Origin of the sequence: Nonomuraea sp. NPDC049750 (assembly GCF_040659625.1) — a bacterium.
Classification (GTDB): Bacteria; Actinomycetota; Actinomycetes; order Streptosporangiales; family Streptosporangiaceae; genus Nonomuraea.
Map to the genome: position 1 here is coordinate 30,230 of NZ_JBFANB010000005.1, position 20,532 is coordinate 50,761.

Annotated in this window: 12 protein-coding genes; 7 read left to right on the forward strand and 5 right to left on the reverse strand. The window is 67.2% G+C overall.

The features are described 5' to 3' along the window. Window positions 1–32 precede the first annotated feature (32 nt). Entirely contained in the window at window positions 33–1,034 is a 1,002-nt protein-coding gene (locus AB0J16_RS15110) for a glycosyltransferase family 2 protein (protein ID WP_358538935.1), read from the forward strand. Here AB0J16_RS15110 and AB0J16_RS15115 read toward each other — a convergent pair. From AB0J16_RS15115 to AB0J16_RS15125, 3 genes are all read right to left on the reverse strand, one after another. Continuing rightward, entirely contained in the window at window positions 985–1,767 is a 783-nt protein-coding gene (locus AB0J16_RS15115; RefSeq protein WP_358538937.1) for a GNAT family N-acetyltransferase, read from the reverse strand. The two genes, AB0J16_RS15110 and AB0J16_RS15115, sit on opposite strands and share 50 nt — an antisense overlap. After that, window positions 1,767–2,921, reverse strand: coding sequence for a dTDP-4-amino-4,6-dideoxygalactose transaminase (gene rffA, locus AB0J16_RS15120; RefSeq protein ID WP_358538940.1), 1,155 nt, complete (start codon window positions 2,919–2,921; stop codon window positions 1,767–1,769). The genes AB0J16_RS15115 and rffA overlap by 1 nt, the downstream gene beginning before the upstream one ends. A gap of 87 nt (window positions 2,922–3,008) precedes the next feature. Continuing rightward, window positions 3,009–5,339: a hypothetical protein gene (locus tag AB0J16_RS15125; RefSeq protein ID WP_358538943.1), complete on the reverse strand. Its 2,331-nt coding sequence runs from the start codon at window positions 5,337–5,339 to the stop codon at window positions 3,009–3,011. 238 nt (window positions 5,340–5,577) lie between these two features. Here AB0J16_RS15125 and AB0J16_RS15130 point away from each other — a divergent pair, with 238 nt between their 5' ends. After that, window positions 5,578–8,730 carry a N,N-dimethylformamidase beta subunit family domain-containing protein gene (locus tag AB0J16_RS15130; RefSeq protein WP_358538946.1) on the forward strand — a complete coding sequence of 1,051 codons (3,153 nt, stop codon included), beginning with the start codon at window positions 5,578–5,580 and terminating at the stop codon, window positions 8,728–8,730. 150 nt (window positions 8,731–8,880) lie between these two features. Continuing rightward, window positions 8,881–11,352, forward strand: a complete 2,472-nt coding sequence (locus AB0J16_RS15135) for a hypothetical protein (RefSeq protein WP_358538948.1) — start codon at window positions 8,881–8,883, stop codon at window positions 11,350–11,352. Window positions 11,353–11,729: 377 nt separating this feature from the next. On the opposite strand, the gene AB0J16_RS15140 is transcribed toward AB0J16_RS15135, so the two are convergent. Next, window positions 11,730–12,560, reverse strand: a complete 831-nt coding sequence (locus AB0J16_RS15140) for a class I SAM-dependent methyltransferase (protein WP_358538951.1) — start codon at window positions 12,558–12,560, stop codon at window positions 11,730–11,732. Between the two features lie 537 nt (window positions 12,561–13,097). Between AB0J16_RS15140 and AB0J16_RS15145 the strand changes: the two genes are divergently transcribed. Both AB0J16_RS15145 and AB0J16_RS15150 read left to right on the forward strand, forming a co-directional pair. Beyond that, window positions 13,098–14,429, forward strand: a complete 1,332-nt coding sequence (locus AB0J16_RS15145) for a UDP-glucose/GDP-mannose dehydrogenase family protein (protein ID WP_358538954.1) — start codon at window positions 13,098–13,100, stop codon at window positions 14,427–14,429. A 38-nt stretch (window positions 14,430–14,467) separates the two neighbouring features. Further along, entirely contained in the window at window positions 14,468–15,607 is a 1,140-nt protein-coding gene (locus AB0J16_RS15150; RefSeq protein WP_358538957.1) for a glycosyltransferase, read from the forward strand. Between the two features lie 76 nt (window positions 15,608–15,683). Here AB0J16_RS15150 and AB0J16_RS15155 read toward each other — a convergent pair whose 3' ends face one another. Beyond that, on the reverse strand, window positions 15,684–17,051 hold the full coding sequence (locus AB0J16_RS15155; RefSeq protein WP_358538959.1) for an NAD-dependent epimerase/dehydratase family protein: 1,368 nt from the start codon (window positions 17,049–17,051) through the stop codon (window positions 15,684–15,686). Window positions 17,052–17,216: 165 nt separating this feature from the next. Between AB0J16_RS15155 and asnB the strand changes: the two genes are divergently transcribed. Beyond that, window positions 17,217–19,130 (forward strand): asparagine synthase (glutamine-hydrolyzing), encoded by a 1,914-nt coding sequence (asnB, locus tag AB0J16_RS15160; RefSeq protein ID WP_358538961.1) that lies wholly within the window; start codon window positions 17,217–17,219, stop codon window positions 19,128–19,130. A 228-nt stretch (window positions 19,131–19,358) separates the two neighbouring features. Then, window positions 19,359–20,528, forward strand: a complete 1,170-nt coding sequence (locus AB0J16_RS15165) for a polysaccharide biosynthesis C-terminal domain-containing protein (protein WP_358538964.1) — start codon at window positions 19,359–19,361, stop codon at window positions 20,526–20,528. The last annotated feature ends 4 nt before the right edge of the window (window positions 20,529–20,532 follow it).

The window sequence follows — 20,532 nt, forward strand, 5'->3', positions numbered from 1 at the left end:
TAACCGGCTCACACTGGATGATCGGGGGATCAATGTCGGTGTCGGTGGTAATTCCGTGTTACCGATCCGCGCGCACTCTTCCAGCGCTGGTGGCCAGAATCCTGTCGACCATGACCGAGGCCTCCGTCCGGCACGAGGTGATCCTCGTCGTCGACGGCAGCCCGGACGACACCTGGGCGACGGCCGCCGGGCTGGCCCGGCGGAACGAGGCCGTGCGGGCGATCCACCTCTCCCGTAACTACGGTCAGCACAACGCGCTGATCGCCGGCATCAGGGAGGCGGCCTTCGAGGTCGTCGTCACGATGGATGACGACCTGCAGCATCCGCCGGAGCAGATCCCCCTCCTGCTGGCCGCCCTTGAGGGTGACCGTCTCGACCTCGTCTATGGCGTCTCCTACCGTGAGGAGCACGGCTTTCTCCGGAGCTTCGCCTCCCGATCGGTGAAAGCCGGGATGTCCAGCGCGCTGGGCATCCGCTCCGCCCGCGCGATCAGCGCCTTCCGCGCCTTTCGTACGCGGCTGCGCGACGGGTTCCAAGAGCTGTCGGGGCCGCATGCCTCGGTCGACGTGGCCCTGTCTTGGGCCACCTCCAAGGTGGGGTCGGTCAGCGTACGCATGAACGAACGCCATCACGGGCGCTCCAACTACTCGCCGCGGCTGCTGATCCGGCACGCGGTGAACATGCTGCTCGGCTACAGCACGGCGCCACTGCGGGCGGCGAGCTATCTCGGATTCCTCGTCGGCATCGTCGGCCTGCTGCTGGGCGGCGCCGTCCTGTGGCGGTTCGCCACGGGAGAGACCACGGTGGCCGGCTTCACGACGATCGCCTCGATGGTCGCGCTCTTCTCCTCCGCGCAACTTATTTCCATCGGGGTCCTCGGGGAGTACATCGGCCGCATTCATGGCAGCGGCATGGGCCGGCCGACCTACGTCGTGCGCGAGCGCGTCGGACCGACCGCCTCCGCCGACGTGGGTCCCGCCGGTCCTAGTGTTCCGGCCCAGGCAGGAGCGCGCTCCGGACCAGATGAACAGTGAGGACCGTCCGTACGGGCTCGAACCCGTATCGGGCCCACGCCCGCTGCACGCGCGTGTTGTGCCCCTGGGTGGAGATGACGACGTCGTCCCCGCCGCGCGCCAGCGTGCGGTCCTCGACCGCCTTGAGCAGGTGGGCGTACAGGCCGCGTCCCTGCGCCTTCGAGACCACGCCGGCGAGCAGGATCTCCGTCCGGGATTCGGCCTCGTCCAGGGTGGCCAGCGCGAGGACACGCGAGGCCGCCCCGGCGGCGGGCCGATCCAGCAGTGCCAGGCAGCCCCCTTCGGCGGCCGAGCGCAGCGCCCATTCCTGGTAGCCGGCGAGCGCGTCGGCGGCGTCGAACAGGGGATTGGCCAGGTAGTGGTTTCCGTACGAGGGGAAGATGTCGGACACCAGATCCTCGATCACGGCTGTTCCGGAAAGCTGCGCCGCCCGCAGATCGGGTGACGCCTCCGGCGCCCGGCCCTCGCCGGCGCGCAGCCGCCAGTACACCAGGGAGTCCGCGAAGACTGCGGTCCGGCCCAGGGCGGTCAGCCGGGCGTACCAGCCTACGTACTCGGCCGGGTAGCGAAGGATGATCACGTCCGCGGCGGATCGTACGACGGCCTCACGGACCGCGGCGAACGACGATCCGGAAACGGCGAGCCGCTCGATCGAGCAGCCGAACCGCGCGGACTCTAGCGGAGACTCCCGCGTCCGCACGGCCCCCGCCTCGATCACGTCGTTCCAGGCCATCAGCGCACCTCGTAGGCTCGGGCCGCGTCGATCACGCGGGACAGGTGGGCGTCGTCCAGGTCGGCGAAGAGCGGCAGCCGTACGAGACGGTCGGCGACCTCCTCGGTGACCCGGCAGCCACCCGGGGCCGTCCGCCCGTACCGCAGGCCGGCGGGTGAATCATGGAGCGGCTGGTAGTGGAAGGCCGCCTGCACGCCACGCTCGGCGAGATGAGCGATGAAGGCCTGCCGGTTCGCCAGGTCGGGGAGCAGCAGGTAGTACAAGTGCGCCGGATGCAGGCACTCGTCCGGGATCGTCGGCTGGGCGACCCCGTTCTCCGCGGCCCAGTCCGCCAGTTCCTCGTGATACCGGTCCCACGCGTAGTGGCGCCGGAACTGGATCTTGTCGAACGACTCCAGCTGGGCGGTGAGCTGCGCGGCGAGCACGTCCGACGGCAGATAGCTGGACCCGATGTCGACCCACCGGTACTTGTCCACCTGTCCGCGGAAGAACCGGCTCCGGTCGGTGCCCTTCTCCCTGACGATCTCCGCGCGCTCGCCGAGGTCGGCGTCGTTCAGGAGCAGCGCGCCGGCCTCTCCGCACTGGATGTTCTTCGTCTCATGGAAGCTCTGGGTGGCCATGCGGCCGAACGACCCGAGCGGACGGTCCTGGTAGAACCCGCCCAGTCCATGGGCGTTGTCCTCGATGACCGCGAGCCCGTGCCGTTCCGCGAGCTCGCCGATCTCCTTCATCGCGCACCCGACACCCGCGTAGTGGACGACCACGATGGCCCGGGTGCGGTCGGTGATCGCGGCTTCGAGCCGCCGTTCGTCCAGGTTCAGCGTGTCAGGGCGGCAGTCGGCGAACACCGGGACGGCGCCGCGCAGCGCGTAGGCGTTGGCCGTCGACATGAAGGTGAACGACGGCATGATCACCTCGTCGCCGGGCCGCAGATCGAGCAGGAGCGCCGACATCTCCAGCGCGTGTGTGCACGAGGTGGTCAGCAGCACCTGGCGGGCCCCGGTGATCTCCGCGAGGAGACGGGTGGCTCGCTGGGTGAAGGGCCCGTCCCCGCGGGTGAACCGCTGGAGTACGGCCTCCGCCAGATAGTCGAGCTCGTTCTCCGAGATATGCGGCACGTTGAAGGGGATCGCCGTCAGGCCGGATGCGTTCACGAACGCAGTGAACAACGGGCCGGATCGGCCGACACGCGTGGCGCCTGGTGGCTGGATGAGGCATTACACAAGCCTTACCTGCCCACCTCATACCGAGCCGTCCGGCAGCCGATAGACGGCGTAATCTCCGGACCGGAACCGGAACTCCGCGAACTCGCCGATCCGCGGGCTGATCTTTCCCCGAAGCTCGTCGACGAAGAGCCAGCGCACCCCGTAGCGCTCTCGCAGGGTTCGCATGGAGGACTGGCTCGGCGACTGGAAGGCGGTGTCGTTCAGCTTGATCAGTTCGGTGTCCCAGAACGGCAGACCCTCCGGCAGCAGCCCCGGACGCCAGCGGCTCAGGTTCGTGGCCGTGTAGGCCCAGCCCTCGACCAGCACATGCCGTTCCGACAGCGCGGCCACCCACGGGTAGCGGGTGTCGCACGGGTTCTCGTACCCCAGGCGGCAGTGCGTGTTCGTGGCCACCAGGTCGTCCGGCCCGGAGTGGTCGCGCAGCCACCGTCCGGCGGCCAGGGCTCCCTGGGGGATCACCCGGTTCTCCACCGGTCTGACCACCGGGTTGGGATCGTCCCCGGTGACGTTGTCGACGGCGGAAAGGACGCGGGCGTGCCAGTACGCGGGCAGTCCGATGGTCGTGAACGCGACGATCACGAGGGCCGCGGCGCGAGCGCGTCCCCTGAGGATCGCCACGAGGAGGCCCGCCAGTACGGCCAGGGCAACCAGGGTGAGATAGGGCCGGTACAGGATCCCATCGTCCTGGCCGGCGCTCAGCGGAATCGTGACGCCACAGAGGAGGGGCAGCAGGTAGGCGGCGAGGAGTCCCGCGCCCATCGAGCACATGACCGCCTTGGGCGATACCCGTGCTCGCCGCAGGAGGATGAGGATCCCGTAAGCCGCGACGGCGGCCAGATAGGGATAGGCCCCCCAGAAGAAGAAGAGCTGGCTCTGGCCGGGGTGCCCGAGGAGCAGCACCGCGCCGAGCCCGGCCGCGCCCATGCCGAGCATGAGGCTCACCCGTGGTCGCAGGAGCAGCCGCGGCCTGCTCAACAGCCCGAGGATGCCGGACCAGGTCACGGCCCAGCAGAGCAGGTACACCAAGGTGAGGCCGAGCAGCGAGCCCGGCGAGGGCGTGGTCAGGCCGGTGAGTTTGCTCCAGGTCATGCGCATGAAGGACAGAGGGTCCGCGACCAGCCCTTGCCGCTCCCGGCCGAACAGGACGAACTGCGCGAACAGGATGCAGGCCGTGGTCATGCCCAGCATGATCAGTACGTTCGTGGACGGCCGGCGTCGCCTCATCACCTCGACCGCCGCCACGAGCACCAGCCCAGCGCCGAGCAGGGGCAGATAGGTGGCTTTGGCACCGGTCAGAACCACCAGGAAGAGCCCGGCCAGCAACCATTTGCCGGTGTCGGGCCGCCGGCGCTCGAGAAGGTCCAGGAGAACGAGGACGAGGGGAGCGAACAACAGGGCGCCCAGCGTCTGCGTGGGGCTGATCCACGCGGTGTCCGGAACCCCTCCCCAGGTGAACACCCCGTTCGTGCCCAGATACAGGGTCGGGGCGCCGACGAAGACCGTGCCCACGACGGTGACTGCCCCACCGATCCATGAGCCCGTGACGCGGCGCCCGGTCATGCCGGCCAGGACGACGAGCCCGGCCAGCATGGGCAGCATGGCCAAGCGGTATAGAAGGACAAGAGGCTCCACTCCGGACAGCCAGCTCGCCGCCGCCAGATGCGCGTACACGAACCAGTGGTACGCGAGAGGCTCACCCACCACCATCGGCACCGAAGGCGGCACATGGTGCTTCAACTCGCCGACCAGCGCCAGATGGAACGGCATGTCGGGATACGACGCCCCGAGACCGGGCCAGGTGATGGCGTGGGTGCCGAAGAACTTCAGTGCGCTCCCGGCGACCAGGACGGCGATGACCAGGGCGAGGCACCACGACCACCACAGGGGAGTCGCCGGGCGGGATCCCGCCCGCCAGTGCCCGCGCAGGGACGGGACCGCGAGGAAGAGCGCGTAAGTGGTCAACGGCCACACCGCGACGAGCAGTGGCATTCCGATCGCGCGAGCGCCTATGTAGACCAGGATCTCCACGGCGTAACCGAAGGCCAGGCCCAGGGCGATCTCCTCTGCCGCCGTGCGTGGGCCGCGGTACAGAACTCTGATCACCAGGACCCCGGGCAGCGCCAGCCCCAAGGCGACGTAGACGGCGAACAAGGCCATGTCCGTGACGGATACTCCGTAGCGGATCAGTACGGCAGCGGTGAAAGCCGTCACGGAGGCGGCCGCGAGCCGTCCCGACAGCGCGGGCCTCCAACGCGCTGGGCGCCGGGTGGTCCGTGCGGGCCGAGCCGGATGCGCTGTCTCCACGGTGCTCGGCGCCGAACCGTTGACAGGCAAGATCTTGTCCATGGCCGCAAGCTTGGTGCGGCGAGCGCTTCGATCGGGCTTGTCCCCCTGCTCACGGTTGTTTCTTGCCGCTTCCTTGTCCGGGCCAAAGGGTGATGGCTCGCGTTCTCCGGAGATATGCCGATCTCTGCGGCGATTGAGTTCTTAGCGTTGAATCAACATCGACGTCCGTCCTGCTGGGAAATCGCCCTTCCCTCATCCGGTTCACGAGAGAACCGGGCATCGTTGTATTTATTTGCTCATGACCCCCCCGCGACCTGCTGAAATCAGCGCGATCGAGGGATGCATCATGCAACAAAGTGAAAAAAAGACCGGTTTGCGATGGCGCGCCTTTCGTAGCCCACCCCTTCTTCTGAGTGCGGGCATTGCGGCCGCGCTCGCCATCCTCGGCGCCGCCCAGGCACCGGTGAAGGAGAGCGGCGTGGTCGGCATCACTGCGAACCTCGCCTCCCACCCGGGCCAGGGCGCGACGGTGAGCCTCGGGGGAGGGACGCCGCAGTCCGCCCCCGTGGGCGCTCGGATCAGCAAGGCCACGCGCAAGGATTTGAAAGCGATCAAGGTGGCCCACGGCCGCCCGCCGGGCCCGCTCAGGAAGAAGGGCGCTCGGCCGGCGACCTGCCCGCCGACCTCGGTCATCTGCCTGGAGAATTCTCTTCCCGGCAATCCGCCGAGCGAGTGGGACATCGTGGGGGCAGGCAGTCCCAGCATTCAGGGATATGCGGCGGATATGAGCGTCAATAAAGGGACGACCGTCGACTTCAAGATCGATACAGACGCCACCGACTACCGGTTGGACGTCTATCGCATCGGCTACTACAGCGGCATGGGCGCGCGGCTGATCACCACACTGCAGCCGTCCGCCACGCTGCCTCAGGTTCAGCCCACGTGCGTGAGCGATGATGTCACCGGCCTGGTCGACTGCGGGAACTGGGACGTCTCCGCGTCCTGGGCGGTGCCGGACACCGTCGTTTCGGGCGTCTATCTCGCCAAGCTGGTACGCGAAGACGGCACCCCCGGCGAGAGCCAGATCACCTTCGTGATCCGAGATGACACGCGTGGCGCGGACGTCCTGGTCCAGACCTCTGACTCGACGTGGCAGGCGTACAACGACTACGGCGGAAACAGCCTGTACACCGGAAGCCCGGCGGGGCGTGCCTTCAAGGTCAGTTATAACCGGCCGTTCCTCAACCGGAGCGCCGACGTCAGCGGCTCGGCGGAGTCTTTCTTCTTCAACTCCGAATACCCCATGGTCAGATGGCTTGAGGCCAATGCCTATGACGTGAGCTATGCCACCAGCGTCGACACCGCCAGGATGGGGGCGGAGCTGCTCGAACATCGCGCGTTCCTGTCGGTCGGCCACGACGAGTACTGGTCCCTGGAAATGCGGAACAATGTCGAGGCCGCCCGCGCCAGCGCGGTCAATCTCGCCTTCTTCTCGGGAAACGAGATGTTCTGGAAGACCAGGTGGGAGAGCAGTATCGCCGGACCTGTCCTCGCTTTCCGGACCCTCGTCTGTTACAAGGAAACGCTGGCGAACGCCAAGATCGACCCGAGTACACAATGGACCGGCACCTGGCGTGACCCGCGTTTCTCGCCGCCGTCGAACGGCGGCCGGCCGGAGAATGCCGTGACGGGCACCATGTTCCAGGTCAACGGGACCGTCTCCGACTCGGTGGCCGTTCCCGCGGCCTACCGGAGCATGCGGCTGTGGCGCAACACGTCCGTGGCGAATCTCCTGCCCGGCCAGACAGCGATCTTTCCAGCCGGAACGCTGGGCTATGAATGGGATGCGGCGCCCGACAACCTGACGACTCCCGCGGGTTCGGTGAAATTCTCCAGCGCCACGATAGGCCGGCTGGACAAGATCCTGCTCAACTTCGGTGGCTCGTACGGCGCCGGGGTCGCGACCCACAATCTGATCCTCTACCGGCACTCCAGCGGCGCGCGCGTCTTCGGCGCGGGCACCGTGCAGTGGTCGTGGGGGCTCGACGCAGTTCACTACCGCCCTGGGACGCCTACGGACATCCGGATGCAGCAGGCGACCGTCAATCTCTTCGCCGACATGAACCTGCAGCCGGCGAGCCTGCAGGCGGGCCTGGTTCCGGGGGTCCCGACACCGGACACGGCCCCTCCGACGACGACGATCACGAGTCCGTCCGCCGCCGCCACCGTGCCGAGCGGCACCACGGTCTCCATCCGGGGGACGGCGGTCGACGTCGGGGGCGGTCAGGTGGGGGGCGTCGAAGTCTCCCCAGACGGCGGCACCAGGTGGTTCCAGGCGAAAGGGCTCACGGACTGGCAGTACAGCTGGACGACCGGCTCGGCCGGGCCGGTGACGATATTGGCGCGAGCGGTCGACGACAGTGGGAATCTCCAGACCACGCCGACCCAGAGGCCCGTCACCATCACCACACCATGCCCGTGCACCACGTGGCCGCCGTCCGCGACACCCGCCACCGTTTCGCAGTCGGATCCCGCCGCGACGGAGCTGGGCGTGAAATTCCAGCCCACCAGTCCGGGCCACATATCCGGCATCAGATTTTACAAGGGGACGCTCAACACCGGAACGCACACGGGAGATCTCTGGAGCTCCACGGGTCAGCTTCTGGCCAGAGCGACGTTCACCAATGAATCGGCGAGCGGCTGGCAGCAGGTGAACTTTTCGACGCCCGTCGCGGTGAGTGCCAACACCACCTATGTCGCCGCATACCACACGACATCCGGGAGGTATTCGGTAACCCGGCCGTATTTCAACCAGCAGTATTCGTCCGGGCTGCTCATCGGGCTGGCGAACGGCGCCGTCACCCCAGGTAACGGCGTTTATTCGTACACCGCGACGCCCGCCTTTCCCACCAGTACCTACCAGGCCACGAACTACTGGGTAGACGTGGTGTTCTCCCCGTCGAGCACGCTGTGGGACGAGACGGCGCAGCCGGCGATCGATTCCACCGGTGACACCAAGGCGGTCGTCGTCGGGGCGAAGTTCCGTCCCACCTCGAACGGGGTCGCCACCGGGGTCCGGTTCTACAAGGCTCCGCAGAACACGGGAACCCACGTCGGGTCTCTGTGGGCGGCCGACGGCACGCTGCTCGCGAGCGCGACCTTCACCAACGAGACTCCATCCGGATGGCAACAGGTGAATTTCGCGACACCGGTCCCGCTCGTCGCGAACACCACGTACGTGACCGCCTATTCCATGAATCCGGGAAACTACTCCATAACCAGGCCGTACTTCACTACGGGATATGGCCGCGGTCCGCTCTACGCACCGGCCGGTGTGGAGGTGGCGGGAAGCAACGGGGTGTACAAATACGGACCGCCGCTCACGTTCCCCACCAATACCTACCAGCTCACCAATTACTGGGTCGACGTGCTGTTCGACGCCACGAGTTAGCACCATCGTACGGAAGTCCTCCGGCCCGAGGCCGAAACTCGGGCCGGAGCACCTCGCGATCCTTAAGAACCCACCAAGGACCGGCAAGAACATCGCCGTACTCGGGCGTTCGCATCTTTCCGCGGCGCCGGTGTGGTCAAGCTTGCGTTCATGGCCGACGCTCCACCCTTTCCGCGCTCCGCGCCGCCTTCCTACGCACCCACGCCGGAGCCGGGCGTGGCCCGGCCACCGTCCGGGAGGAAACGCGCGTCGCTGCTGAAACGCTGTTCGATCTGGCTTCCCGCGACGGCCGTGGTCGCCTGCGTCGGAGTCGCGCTGGGGTTCTATGGCGTCTCCGCCACCGACCTGGCTCTCTTCAGCCTCTACATCGCCGTGGGCCTCGCGCTGCCGGGCCTGTTGTGGGTCCGGGCGCTGTACCGGGGCGCCCCCACGCTGACGGAGGGGCTCGCGCTCGGCCTGATACTCGGCTACGCGCTGGAGGTTCTCACGTACATCCCGGCACGCGCGCTCGGCATGCCGCTGCTGGTGATGGCCTGGCCGATCGGCACCTACGTGCTCTTCCTCGCCGTCCCCCGGCTGCGCGGACATTGGAAGGGCGCCCCCGGCGCGGGCAGGACACCGCTGTGGTGGTCATGGTGCACCGCGCTGACCATGATCTATCTGATCGTGTGGTCGGCCGTCAACGTCTTCAGAACCCAAGCCCTCACCTGGCCGGCGATGGGCACGTCGTTCATCGACATGCCCTTCCACCTGGCCCTGGTCGGCGAGTTGAAGCACCACATGCCGCCCATGGTGCCGACGGTCGCCGGCGAACCCCTCGTCTACCACTGGTTCGTCTACGCGCATCTCGCGGCCGCCAGCTGGGTCACCGGGGTGGAGCCACTGGTCCTGCTCTTCCGCCTGGCCATCCTGCCCATGCTCGCCGCCCTCATCGTCGTCCTCGGGATGGTCGGCCGCCGCATAACGCGCTCGTACGGGGGAGCGCTGGCCGGCCTCGTGAGCATCATCTTCATCACGGCGCCGAGCCTGTATCTCGGCGAGACCACCGGAGTGTTCACCTGGAAGACCGTGCAGTCATGGTCGAGCCCGACCCAGACCTTCGGCGCCCTGTTCTTCGCCCCGATCGTTCTGCTCCTCATCGACCTTCTCGGCCAAAAGCCGCAGCCTCGGGGCAGATGGGTCCTCCTGGGGATCCTGCTCGCGGCGGTCATGGGGGCGAAGGCCACCTATCTGCCGCTGCTCGTGGTGGGCCTCGTGGCCGTCGCGCTGGTCGAAACGGTCAAGTGGTTCAGCCTGCCCCGGCGCCCGCTCGCCGCACTCGGCCTCACCGCGGCGTGCCTGCTGTTCGCGCAGTGCGTGCTGTTCGGCGGCGCACGGCAGGGGATCGTGCTCGATCCGTTGTCGATCATGCGCCTGACCCTGCGGGGTATGACCGGCCTGGCGGCCGGGGCCGAGCCGCCGTCGGCCGTCACGATCGGCGCCGCCCTGCTGTGCGTGCTCTGCGGGGTCATCACGTGGTGCGGGATCGTCGGCCTCGCGGGCCGGCCGAACCTGCTCGCGCGGCCCGTGGTGGTGCTGGTGCTCAGCATGAGCGCGGCCGGTCTCGCCGCGGCGTTGGTGCTCGGCCATCCGCATCAGTCGGAGGGGTATTTCCTCCAGGCGTCCTATCCCTACCTGGCCATGCTCGCGGTCTACGGGCTCATGCTCATCGTACGGAAGGCGCGCGTGCGGCTCACGGCGATGGCGTGCGCGGCCGGTGTGGGGGTGGTGGCCGTCTACGCCATCCGGACGCTCTGCGGCGTCAGGCTCCCGCTGGCTCCGGGCGCGGACTACACCATCCTGTTCCTGCCGTACCTCGTCCTGCTGGGCGTGGTCCTGCTGGCCGTCGTCGTGCTGCGGGCCGCACGCCAGAGCGGGCTCCGTACCTGTGCCCTGGTGATCTGCATGGTCACGGCCGCCGGCACGCCCGCCGCCTGGTTCGCCCGCGTCATGCCCGGCACCTTCAGAAGCCCCGTGACCACCGCCCAGAACCCGACCGGGGCGACCGCTAACCCACCTGGTGGGGTGGCCGCCGTTCAGGTTCGGAACGGGACAGTGCCGCTGCAGGCGATTCCCAAGGGGGCCTTCACCGCTGGGCGGTGGCTGCGCGCGCACTCGGGTGTCGACGATCTCATCGCGACGAACGTGCACTGCCGCATGGGCTACGAAAACCCCTGTGACAGCCGCGCGTTCTGGGCGACAGCGCTGAGCGAGCGGCGGGTGCTGGTCGAGGGTTGGGCCTACACGGTGACCAACATGGACAGCTGGCGCCCGGGCGAGGTAGTGGAAACCCGCCCATTCTGGGATGGCGAACGGCTCCAGGCCAACGAAGCGGTGTTCCAGGCACCCTCAGCGGAGGCGATCCGGCGCCTGCGGGACGACTACGGGGTCCGATGGCTCTTCGTGGACGAGCACCGGCTGAGCCCCGACGCCAACCTCGCCGCCTTCGCCGACCTCCGGCTCCGTGACGGCGACTACGCCGTCTACCGGCTCCCCACGGCCGACCAGCCGCCGGGAGCACTCTCTGACGACGCGAAGCCGACACCCCCGGCTCCCTCCTCGGGAGCACGTCAGTCGGGGTAGCACGGCGCCCACAGACGTTCGCCGGGCATCGGTTCTTCCGCCCTCCCGAAGAGGGCGTCCCTCCGCAGGAACCTCAGCCACGGCGGGTCGGTTTCTTCTGCTCTCCCGGGAGGGGGTGCCCGACCTGGGGACGTCGGGCACGACGGGCCGGTTTCTTCTGCTCCCCCGGAGGGGGTATCCCATCAAGGGACCTCAGCCACGACGGACCGTTACAGGGCTTGATGCGGTCGTGTGACGAACCCCGGGGAGCCCTTAGGCCTGATCGCCTGGACATGGCAGAACGCGGCGACCGTCGCCGACACCCGCCGGCGCGACCCCCGCGCTCAACCCAAGCCACCGTCGCTCCCAGTCAGCAGCGGCAGCGGCCGTCCGACCGATCAGCCAACCGGGCCGTCAAGCCCAGCCGCGGTTCGCGCGAACACATACTCATTGCAGCCATGACCCGCGCAAGTCTTCAGGTAACGCAGCTCGAAGCCGCGCTTGCGCAAGACGTCGAAAATCTCCCCGGGCGAGGCCACTTCAAAGGGGAAACCGCCGATCCAATCGATCAGATCGTGGCGCGTGGACATTCCGCGAGGCCGGACAGCAGCGGGGAGCCCGACGGCACACGCCCGTTTCACCGGCCTGGCCAAGGCCGAACGAAGGCCGAAATATGCTCGGAAGATGAGAATGAGCAGGGCCCGCGAGATGCGACCGGACTGCACGTAGCGGCGTTTAACGTACCACCACAGACGACTTTCCAGCCCTTGATCATTGTAAATCGAGATGTACAGCAGCCCATTCGGCGCGACAAGTCGGGAGGCCGCCTCGATCGCCCGCCACATGGCACCCGTGTGGTGCAGCACTCCCCAGGAGTATACGACATCGTGCAGGCCCAGAGATTGTGTGTAAGCTTCGTCGAGAATGGATCCCTGCGCCACGCTCCAAGCGCTTTCCGGCGCGAATATGCTACGCAGTTTCGCCGAGGCGGCGACGGAATTCACATCGAAGTCGAAAGAGTGGACCTTCGCCCCCAAGCGGTGCGCGGCCAGCGAGAACAGGCCGCTGCCGCAGCCGATGTCCAGGAAGGTGCGCCCGCTGAGGTCGGCGACCCCGAGGGCGTCCCTCAGCGACGTCACGGCCATGGCGATCCGGTGTTCGTCGACCAGTTCGAGGAAGCTCAACCAGTTGTCGCCGAAGGCGAAGCGGTCCTGGGTGGTCTTGTCCACTGAATTTACCGTCATGACTTCACTCCGCTCTGAGAGATGCTCCAAAGAGCGCGTCGCGGGCATCCGCGCAACGCTGGATCCGCACCAAAACGTGGAAATCGCCCTCGGCTGACAAAGGTGCGATCGCTGGCCGGGCAACGCCGTCAACAATACGATCGCCGATCGCGGATATCTACCCGTGGCACACATACCGGCGTGTCTACGTCCCCAGGGGGCGATGCCGGTCGTGGGCCGATCTCCAAAGCCTGTCGCCCGTCGACCGGATACGTCCGTTTCGACCTTCCCGAAGCTCACATGGTGCCTGGCACATTCCGCGCTCGGTGCCGACCACATTTGGCGGGATTTTAAGGAAGCTCTGCCATGTCTTTCAGTCGTTGGCCGCCGCGTTATCAGGCGTCTCCGAGTAAGAAAGTAAGGTGATCTGGTTGGTCTCGGGCGACGTGGACGAGGACGACATCGCGGGACCAGCACCTTCAATTACCGAGCGAGGGAGAAACTTTGCAGGATCATACGCTGATACGCCAAGATTCGACCCGAGTGAAGATTTCGCAGTCCCTCGAGTCGTCCGACCGCCTCCAAGTGAGCGTGATCGGCGCCGGATATCTGGGCACCGCCCACGCGGTGGGGATGGCACAGCTCGGGCACGATGTCGTCGCCATGGACATCGATAAGGAGAAGATCGCGAGGCTGTCGGCGTGCGAGCTGCCCTTCTTCGAGCCTGGCCTCGGCGAGTTGCTGCGCAAAAGCGTGGAGGCGGGCCGGCTTCGCTTCACCGCCTCGTACGACGATGTCGCCGAGGCGGACGTCCATTTCGTCTGCGTGGGAACACCGCAGCTTCCCGGCTCCTTCAACGCGGATCTGCGATGGGTCGAGACGGCCTTCGCCGAGCTGGCGCGGCGGGTGAGCGGACCGGCGATCATCGTGGGCAAATCCACGGTGCCGGTTGGAACCGCGCGGCGCATGGCCGATGTCGTCCGCCATCAGACCGACGGCGGCCGAGTTGAGGTGGCGTGGAATCCGGAATTCCTTCGCGAAGGGCACGCGGTTCAGGACACGCTCCAACCCGATCGGCTCATTTTCGGGGTGGAGTCCCAGTGGGCGGAGCAGTTGCTCCGGGCCGTCTACCAGCCGATCATCGAGGACGGCTGTCCCCTCGTGGTGACCGACTACGCCACTGCCGAGCTCGTCAAGGTCTCGGCCAACGCCTTTCTCGCGATGAAGATCTCATTCATCAACGCCATGGCGCAGATATGTGAGGCCACCGGCGGTGCCGTGCTGCCGCTCGCCGAGGCGCTCGGCTATGACGACAGGATCGGCCGACGCTTCCTGGGCCCTGGGCTCGGCTTCGGTGGCGGTTGCCTCCCCAAAGACGTTCGTGCCCTGTATGCCTGCGCGACGGACCTTGGCCTGGACGAGGTCGCCACGTTCATCAGGCAGATCGACGCCATCAATCTGAGCCGCAGGGACCGCGCCCTCGCGCTCGGCCGGGAACTTCTCGGAGGCACGTACGAGGGAAGGCGGGTCTGCGTCCTCGGTGCCGCGTTCAAGCCGAACACCGACGACGTCCGAGACTCTCCCGCGCTGGCGGTGGCGGTCGCCGCCCATCGCGAGGGCGCGCGGGTGACCATGCACGATCCCGTCGCGATGACCAGCGCACGGCTTGCTCACCCTGAGATCGAGTACGCCGACACGATTGTCACGGCCGCGTCGGAGGCCGACCTCGTCATGCTGTTGACCGACTGGACCGAGTTCCAAGACATGGATCCCGCACTGCTCAGCAACGTCGTGCGCGGCCGGAATGTGCTGGACGGGCGCAACGCGCTGGCACCGGAACGCTGGCGCGCGGCCGGCTGGAGCTACCGCGCTTGAATCAGAAGAATCATGCCAAGGGCATCGGAGGTCGCGTCATGAGGAGCCTGCACGTCTGCGAGGTCATCAAGGACCTGGGGGTCGGCGGCGCGGAGATGCTGCTCGTCGAGCGATTGCTGGCGGCGCCCGCCACGGGCGTGCGCTACACGGTCATATGCCAGGGCGCGAAGACCGACGAGCTCATCCAGCGGCTGCGCGCGGCGGGGACAGAGGTGATCAGTCTCGCCGCCTGGCCGCGGCGGCTCCGCCTCGCCCGTCTGGCGGTGGAGGTCAGGCGCCTGCGGCCGGACGTTCTCAATCTCCATTCACCCCTGCCCGCGTCGCTGCTCCGGGTGACGTCGCGGTTGTCCAGGCCGCGGCCCGCGCTGATCTCGACCGTGCACAACGTCCGCTACCGCCTGCCGACGATGCTGCTCGACCGGGCGACAGGATGGCTGGACGCCCGTACCGTGGCCGTCTCGCCGCAGGTCGCGCGGGCCGTCGTCAGCCGGGGTGCGCGCAACCTGGTGACCAGGATCCACGGCATCAACGTCGCGGAGATGCGCCGCCGGGCGGGGGAGGCCGCGCGGACGAGGCAGGAGTGGAATGTTCCCGAGTCCGCCTTCCTCATCGCACATGTCGGCAACTTCCGCCCGCAGAAGCAGCACGGCGTGCTCATCGAGGCGGCGGCCAAGGTGGTCGGCCGCGATCCGCGCGCCGTCTTTCTGCTGGCCGGCACCGGACCCTTGTATGAGGAGACGGCTCGCCGGGTCGCCGAGCTGGGGTCAGACAACGTGCGGCTCCTCGGACATGTGCCGGACGCTGCCCGCCTGATCGCTTCGGCCGATCTGCTCGTGCTCAGCTCCGCGCACGAAGGGCTGCCTGTCGTCGTCATGGAGGCCCTGGCGGCCGGCGTGCCGGTCGTGTCCACAGCCGTGGGCGGGGTGCCGGACCTGATCGACAACGGTCGCAACGGCCTGCTCACCAGGGCTGGAGACCCCGACGCGCTCGCTGAGGCCATCCTTCGGGCCATGCGGCCGGACACGCACGCCCAGCTTCGCGAAGGGATCCGGAACACCGCCGATCCTGTGGACATAACCCAGACAGCGGAGTGGTTCGAGCGTCTCTACGACGAAGTCGTCACCGATGGCGAGCGGAACGGCCGTAGTCGCGCGCCGCGCCGACGACACGGCTATTGAGGCAAGGGCGGGGGATGGCCGAGCTGCCGGAATGGCCGGATCCCGCGGTCCGCACGCGAAACCCGGCGATCTTCCACTACTCCGGTGCGGGAATGACTTCGTTCTTGAGGGTCCACTCCACCTGCGTCGTCAGCCCGGTTCGCAGATCGATCGTGGGCTGATAGCCGATCACGTCTTTCGCCAGGGAGACATCGGCATGCGTGTCCCGCACATCGCCGGCCTGTCCGCTCCCGAACTCCAGGACGACCGGCCGCCCGACGATGTCGCCGACGAGGTCGGCCACGTCGAGCACCGAGGTGGTGACACCGGTGCCGATGTTCAGCGCCTCCGCTTCGACCTCCGCGCGCATGGCCATCAGATTGGCTTGTACGGCGTCCGCGACGAAGGTGAAGTCCCTTCGCTGCTTGCCGTCGCCCAGAATCGTGACGGTCTTCCCGGACAGCGCCGATTCGATCAACTTGCTGATCAGCATGTCACGACGTTGCCGCGGACCGTAGACCGTGAAGTAGCGCAGCGCCACGACCGTTGGCCCGGATGGTCCGCGCCGCGCGTGAGCCAGGGCCAACTGCTCCGCGGCGAGCTTCGTCACCCCGTAGGGCGAGAGCGGGGCGGGGAGGTCAGCTTCGGTTACCGGTCCGTTCGGCGCACCGCCGTACACACTCGAGGAGGACGACACCACGACACGGCGGACAGCGGTACGGGCGGCCGCCTCCATCAGGAGGTGAGTGGCGACGATGTTGCTCCTCGCATAGCTGGGGAACTCGGCTCCCCATGAGGGGCGGACGCCGGGCCGGGCCGCGATGTGGAAGACCGTGTCGGCCCCATCGAGTTGGGGTTCGAGGGGGATCTCCGCAAGATCGCCGCGAATCAGCGTGAAGCGGTCGCCGGCCTCGTTGAGTCGAAGATTCCGCTCGGTGATCTCCGGCGGATGGCCCAGGCAATGGTCGATTCCGATGACCTCGTGGCCGTCGTCGAGCAGCGACCTCGCGATGTGGGAGCCGATGAACCCGGCGACTCCCGTCACGACGATGCGTTTCCCGGCCGGTCTGTCCACGGTATCCATGGGTTTCATCGATCGGTTCTCCTCACCTGAGTACAGAGAAATTGGCCGGTCCAGCGAGAGTCGCTGTGAACCGGAATAGAAGCCCTTTGCATCCTGTTGCCTTTTGGCGTCTCGCCGACGGCATCGAGGTATGCGGGTGGGAAATCCGGGATGGTCTCGACCGTCCCGCCGATATGTTCCGCCAGCCATGATACCGAGAATGATCGGGCGGGCACTTGCGGTGGGAAGGCGTGTTGCGTAAACGCGAGCAACCGGCGAATAGTCGTCTTCGATGTGTTTTGCGCCGGTCGCGCAGTCCGCAGACGATGTCAGTCGGGAGAAACGGACGAAACGGTTGATGATCTGGAGCCACGCCCACCCCGGTGGGATGTCGCGGTGCATGGTCCACGGTGATCTATGATCCGTTTCCAGCGAATCATGTGGCTTTCCAGGCCGCCGCGTCGACAAATATCTGGCGGCGCCGTTCCGCGGAATGCGGAAAATCCTGTCGCGCGGTCAATCGCCTGGTCGAGGAATACGGTTTTTGCGTCCACTGATGGAGGACCGATGTGCGGGATAGCCGGGATCGTATCGACGACACGGCCCGACCCGGCGCTGGTGCGCCGCATGTGCGAGGTGATCGTGCACCGTGGTCCCGACGGCGACGGATTCCACAGCGACGAGCACGCGGCCCTCGGCATGCGCCGGCTGGCGATCATCGACCTGGCCTCGGGTGACCAGCCCGTTTACAGCGAGGACGGCCAGGTCGTCGCCGTCTTCAACGGTGAGATCTACAACTTCGCCGAGCTGCGGCGAGACCTGGCCGCACGAGGGCACCGGCTGCGCGGGACAGGTGATTCCGAGTGCCTGGTCCACCTCTACGAGGAGCATGGCACCGAGATGGTCCACCGGCTCAGGGGGATGTTCGCCTTCGCCATCTGGGACCGCGCGCGAGAACGACTGGTCCTCGCGCGTGACCGCGTAGGGAAGAAGCCCCTTTACTGGCGTTCGGATGGCAACTCACTGGCGTTCGGATCGGAGCTGAAGTCCTTGGCGCAGGATCCACGCCTGCGCCGCGAGGTGGATCCGGTGGCGTTGGACCACTATTTGACGTACAAGTACGTCCCGGCGCCGTGGTCCATTTACCAGGACGTACACAAACTTCCGCCCGGCCATCTGCTGGTCTGGGAACGCGGAAACGCCTCCGTGGACCGCTACTGGGCGCTGGACAGTTCGCCGCGACCGGTGCTGGATGAGGAAGGGGAAGAGGAGCGGCTGCGTGAGCTGCTCTTGGAGGCCACCCGCATCCGAATGGTGAGTGAGCGTCCCATCGGCGCGTTCCTGTCCGGCGGGGTCGACTCGTCCGCGGTGGTCGCGGCCATGGCCATGCAGAGCCAGGAACAGGTACGCACATTCTGCATCGGTTTCGAGGACAGTGATTATGACGAGCGGCACAAGGCCCGGATGGTGGCGGAGCGATATGGCACCGAGCATCATGAGCTCGTCGTCACGTCCGACTTGCTAGACGTTCTGCCGCGCATCGCCTGGCACTTCGACGAGCCGTTCGCCGACGCCTCGGCCATCCCCAGTTTCTACGTCGCGCAGCTGAGCCGGAAGCACGTCACCGTGGTGCTCAACGGTGACGGCGGCGACGAGAGCTTCGGGGGATATCAGCGTTACGTTCGGATGGGGCAGGCCGGGCGGATACCGGTCATGCCGCGCCCGCTGGCGATGGCGACCGGCCGCATCGGCGACCTGATCGCGGACCGGACCACCGGCGGATCTCTGCCCCGGCGGCTCGCCCGGCTGATGCAGTTCGCCGCGGAGCCCCCCGCACGCCGCTACGCCCGCCTCGTGTCCCAGTACACCCACCGGCAGAAGTACGCCGTCTACAGTGACGAACTCCGCGATCTTCTGGTGGGGGCGGACAGTTACCGGCTGCTCGACGAGGCGTTCGAGCGGTCATCGGCGGCCACCGACGTCGGCCGCATCCTGGATGTGGACGTCTCGAGCTACCTGCCGGACGATCTCCTGGTCAAGGTGGATATCTCCGCCATGGCCAACTCGCTGGAGGCCCGCTCTCCGCTCCTGGACCACCACCTCATGGAATGGGCGGCCGGCCTGCCCATCGCGCTGAAGGTGCGCGACGGTGAGACGAAAGTCCTGCTCAAGCGGGCCGTCGCTCCTTGGCTGCCCAAGGAGATCCTGGGCTTCCCCAAGCAGGGGTTCAACGTGCCGCTGGCGACCTGGCTCCGGGGTGAGCTGCGTGAGCCGGCCTTCGACCTGCTCACCGACGCCACCGCCCGCGCTCGGGGCCTGTTCCGGCCACAGGTCGTCCGGAACCTCCTCCAGCGGCACGTCGAAGGGGCCGACCACAGCGCCCAGCTGTGGGCTCTCCTGCAGTTCGAACTCTGGTACCGAGCTCACGTGACCTCTGACGACCTGGTGATGCCAGAAACCGGCTGTGCCCCTTTGACGTAGCCCCGGTGGCCGCGTGCTCACCACGACAAGGAAGATGTGATGCGTAGCCAGCGCGAGGTAAGAAGGCGGAGCCCGTCACAACCGAGCACCGACGTCGGTAACAGGCTCTCCTTGGGCGTGCTGCGCCTTCGCGCCTGGATCTTCTCGGAAACCTCGAGTACGGCCAGGATGGTACAGGCGGGGACGAGCCAGTCACTCCGCCTTCTGCTGTCGACAGTCACCAGCATCTTGATCGCCCGCTACCTTCAGCCTGATGGCCGGGGTCAGTACGCGCTGATCGTCAGCCTGGTCTCCGGAGCGGTCATCCTTGGACATTTCTCCGTCGTCAACACCCAGATCGCGCTCTGGAAGGACGGCGCTCTCAGTCGCGTGCTGACCGCCAACGGCCTCCTGCTCGGGATAGGGCTGGGCGCGGTGGCCGGCCTGGCCGTCTTCGCCGTGTCACCGCTGGTGTTCCCGAACCGGCCGGCCCTGCTCCTGGCGGTGGCTCTGGCGGGGGTGCCCGCCATGGCCGCGATCGTCAACCTGCGGGGCATGCTGACGCTCCAAGCCAGGATGGCCCTCATCAACCGCAGTATCCTCATTTCCGGCTTGATCAACTGCCTGCCCCTGGTGCTGCTGGCGGTGCTGGGCCACTTCACGATCTCCGCGGTCGTCATCATGTGGACTCTGTCCGCTGTCGTACCGCTCCCGTTGTACCTGCGGACGCTGCGCCCGAATCTCAGCCACGCCAGCTGGGACCTCGCCGTGCGCCAACTCGGCCCGGCCGGGCGCTACCACATCGGCCACATCGCCCAGTATTTCCTGCTGTGGTCGGCGGCGGACATCCTGCTGCTCAACGCGCTGGTGTCCGCGTCCGAGGCCGGTCTCTACAGCGTGGCGGTCGTCGTGATCACGATAGCCCGGGTGCCCGCGGACGCCGTCATTCAGGTCGTCCTGCCCCAGCAGGCCAGCGGTGACATGACCGCGTCCGCCGCAGCGACCGCGCGCGCGCTCCGGCTCGCGTTGCTCTGTTCATCGGGCTGCGCGTTCTTCATCGCCGCCGCCTCCCCGCTGCTGGTCCCCTTCGTGTTCGGTGCCTCCTATGAGAGAAGCGTCCTGCCGCTGGTGATCCTGGCCCCCGGGATCGCCGCGTACGGCATCGTGCGCCTGACGGGGCAGTACCTGATCCGGCTCGACCGCCCCCTTCGCATCTCCGGGATCACCGTCGTAGCGCTCGCTGTGAACATCGCGCTCGACTTGGTCCTGATCCCCCACATGGGTGCGGCGGGAGCCGCGCTGTCATCTTCGATCGCGTACAGCCTGCTGGCGGTCATCGAGGTGATGTGGTTCTTCCAGGCCCGCGCGGCTTCGGCGGAGCTTAAAAAAAGCGAACTTCAAGGAAGCAGGAAGGAGTAAAGGA

Excerpts from the sequence above, each read along its gene's own strand:
- AB0J16_RS15150 (WP_358538957.1), top strand. The coding sequence starts at position 14,468 with ATGAGGAGCCTGCACGTCTGCGAGGTCATCAAGGACCTGGGGGTCGGC.
- AB0J16_RS15125 (WP_358538943.1), bottom strand. The coding sequence starts at position 5,339 with ATGGACAAGATCTTGCCTGTCAACGGTTCGGCGCCGAGCACCGTGGAG.
- asnB (WP_358538961.1), top strand. The coding sequence starts at position 17,217 with ATGTGCGGGATAGCCGGGATCGTATCGACGACACGGCCCGACCCGGCG.
- AB0J16_RS15115 (WP_358538937.1), bottom strand. The coding sequence starts at position 1,767 with ATGGCCTGGAACGACGTGATCGAGGCGGGGGCCGTGCGGACGCGGGAG.
- AB0J16_RS15135 (WP_358538948.1), top strand. The coding sequence starts at position 8,881 with ATGGCCGACGCTCCACCCTTTCCGCGCTCCGCGCCGCCTTCCTACGCA.
- AB0J16_RS15155 (WP_358538959.1), bottom strand. The coding sequence starts at position 17,051 with ATGCACCGCGACATCCCACCGGGGTGGGCGTGGCTCCAGATCATCAAC.
- AB0J16_RS15130 (WP_358538946.1), top strand. The coding sequence starts at position 5,578 with ATGACCCCCCCGCGACCTGCTGAAATCAGCGCGATCGAGGGATGCATC.
- AB0J16_RS15110 (WP_358538935.1), top strand. The coding sequence starts at position 33 with ATGTCGGTGTCGGTGGTAATTCCGTGTTACCGATCCGCGCGCACTCTT.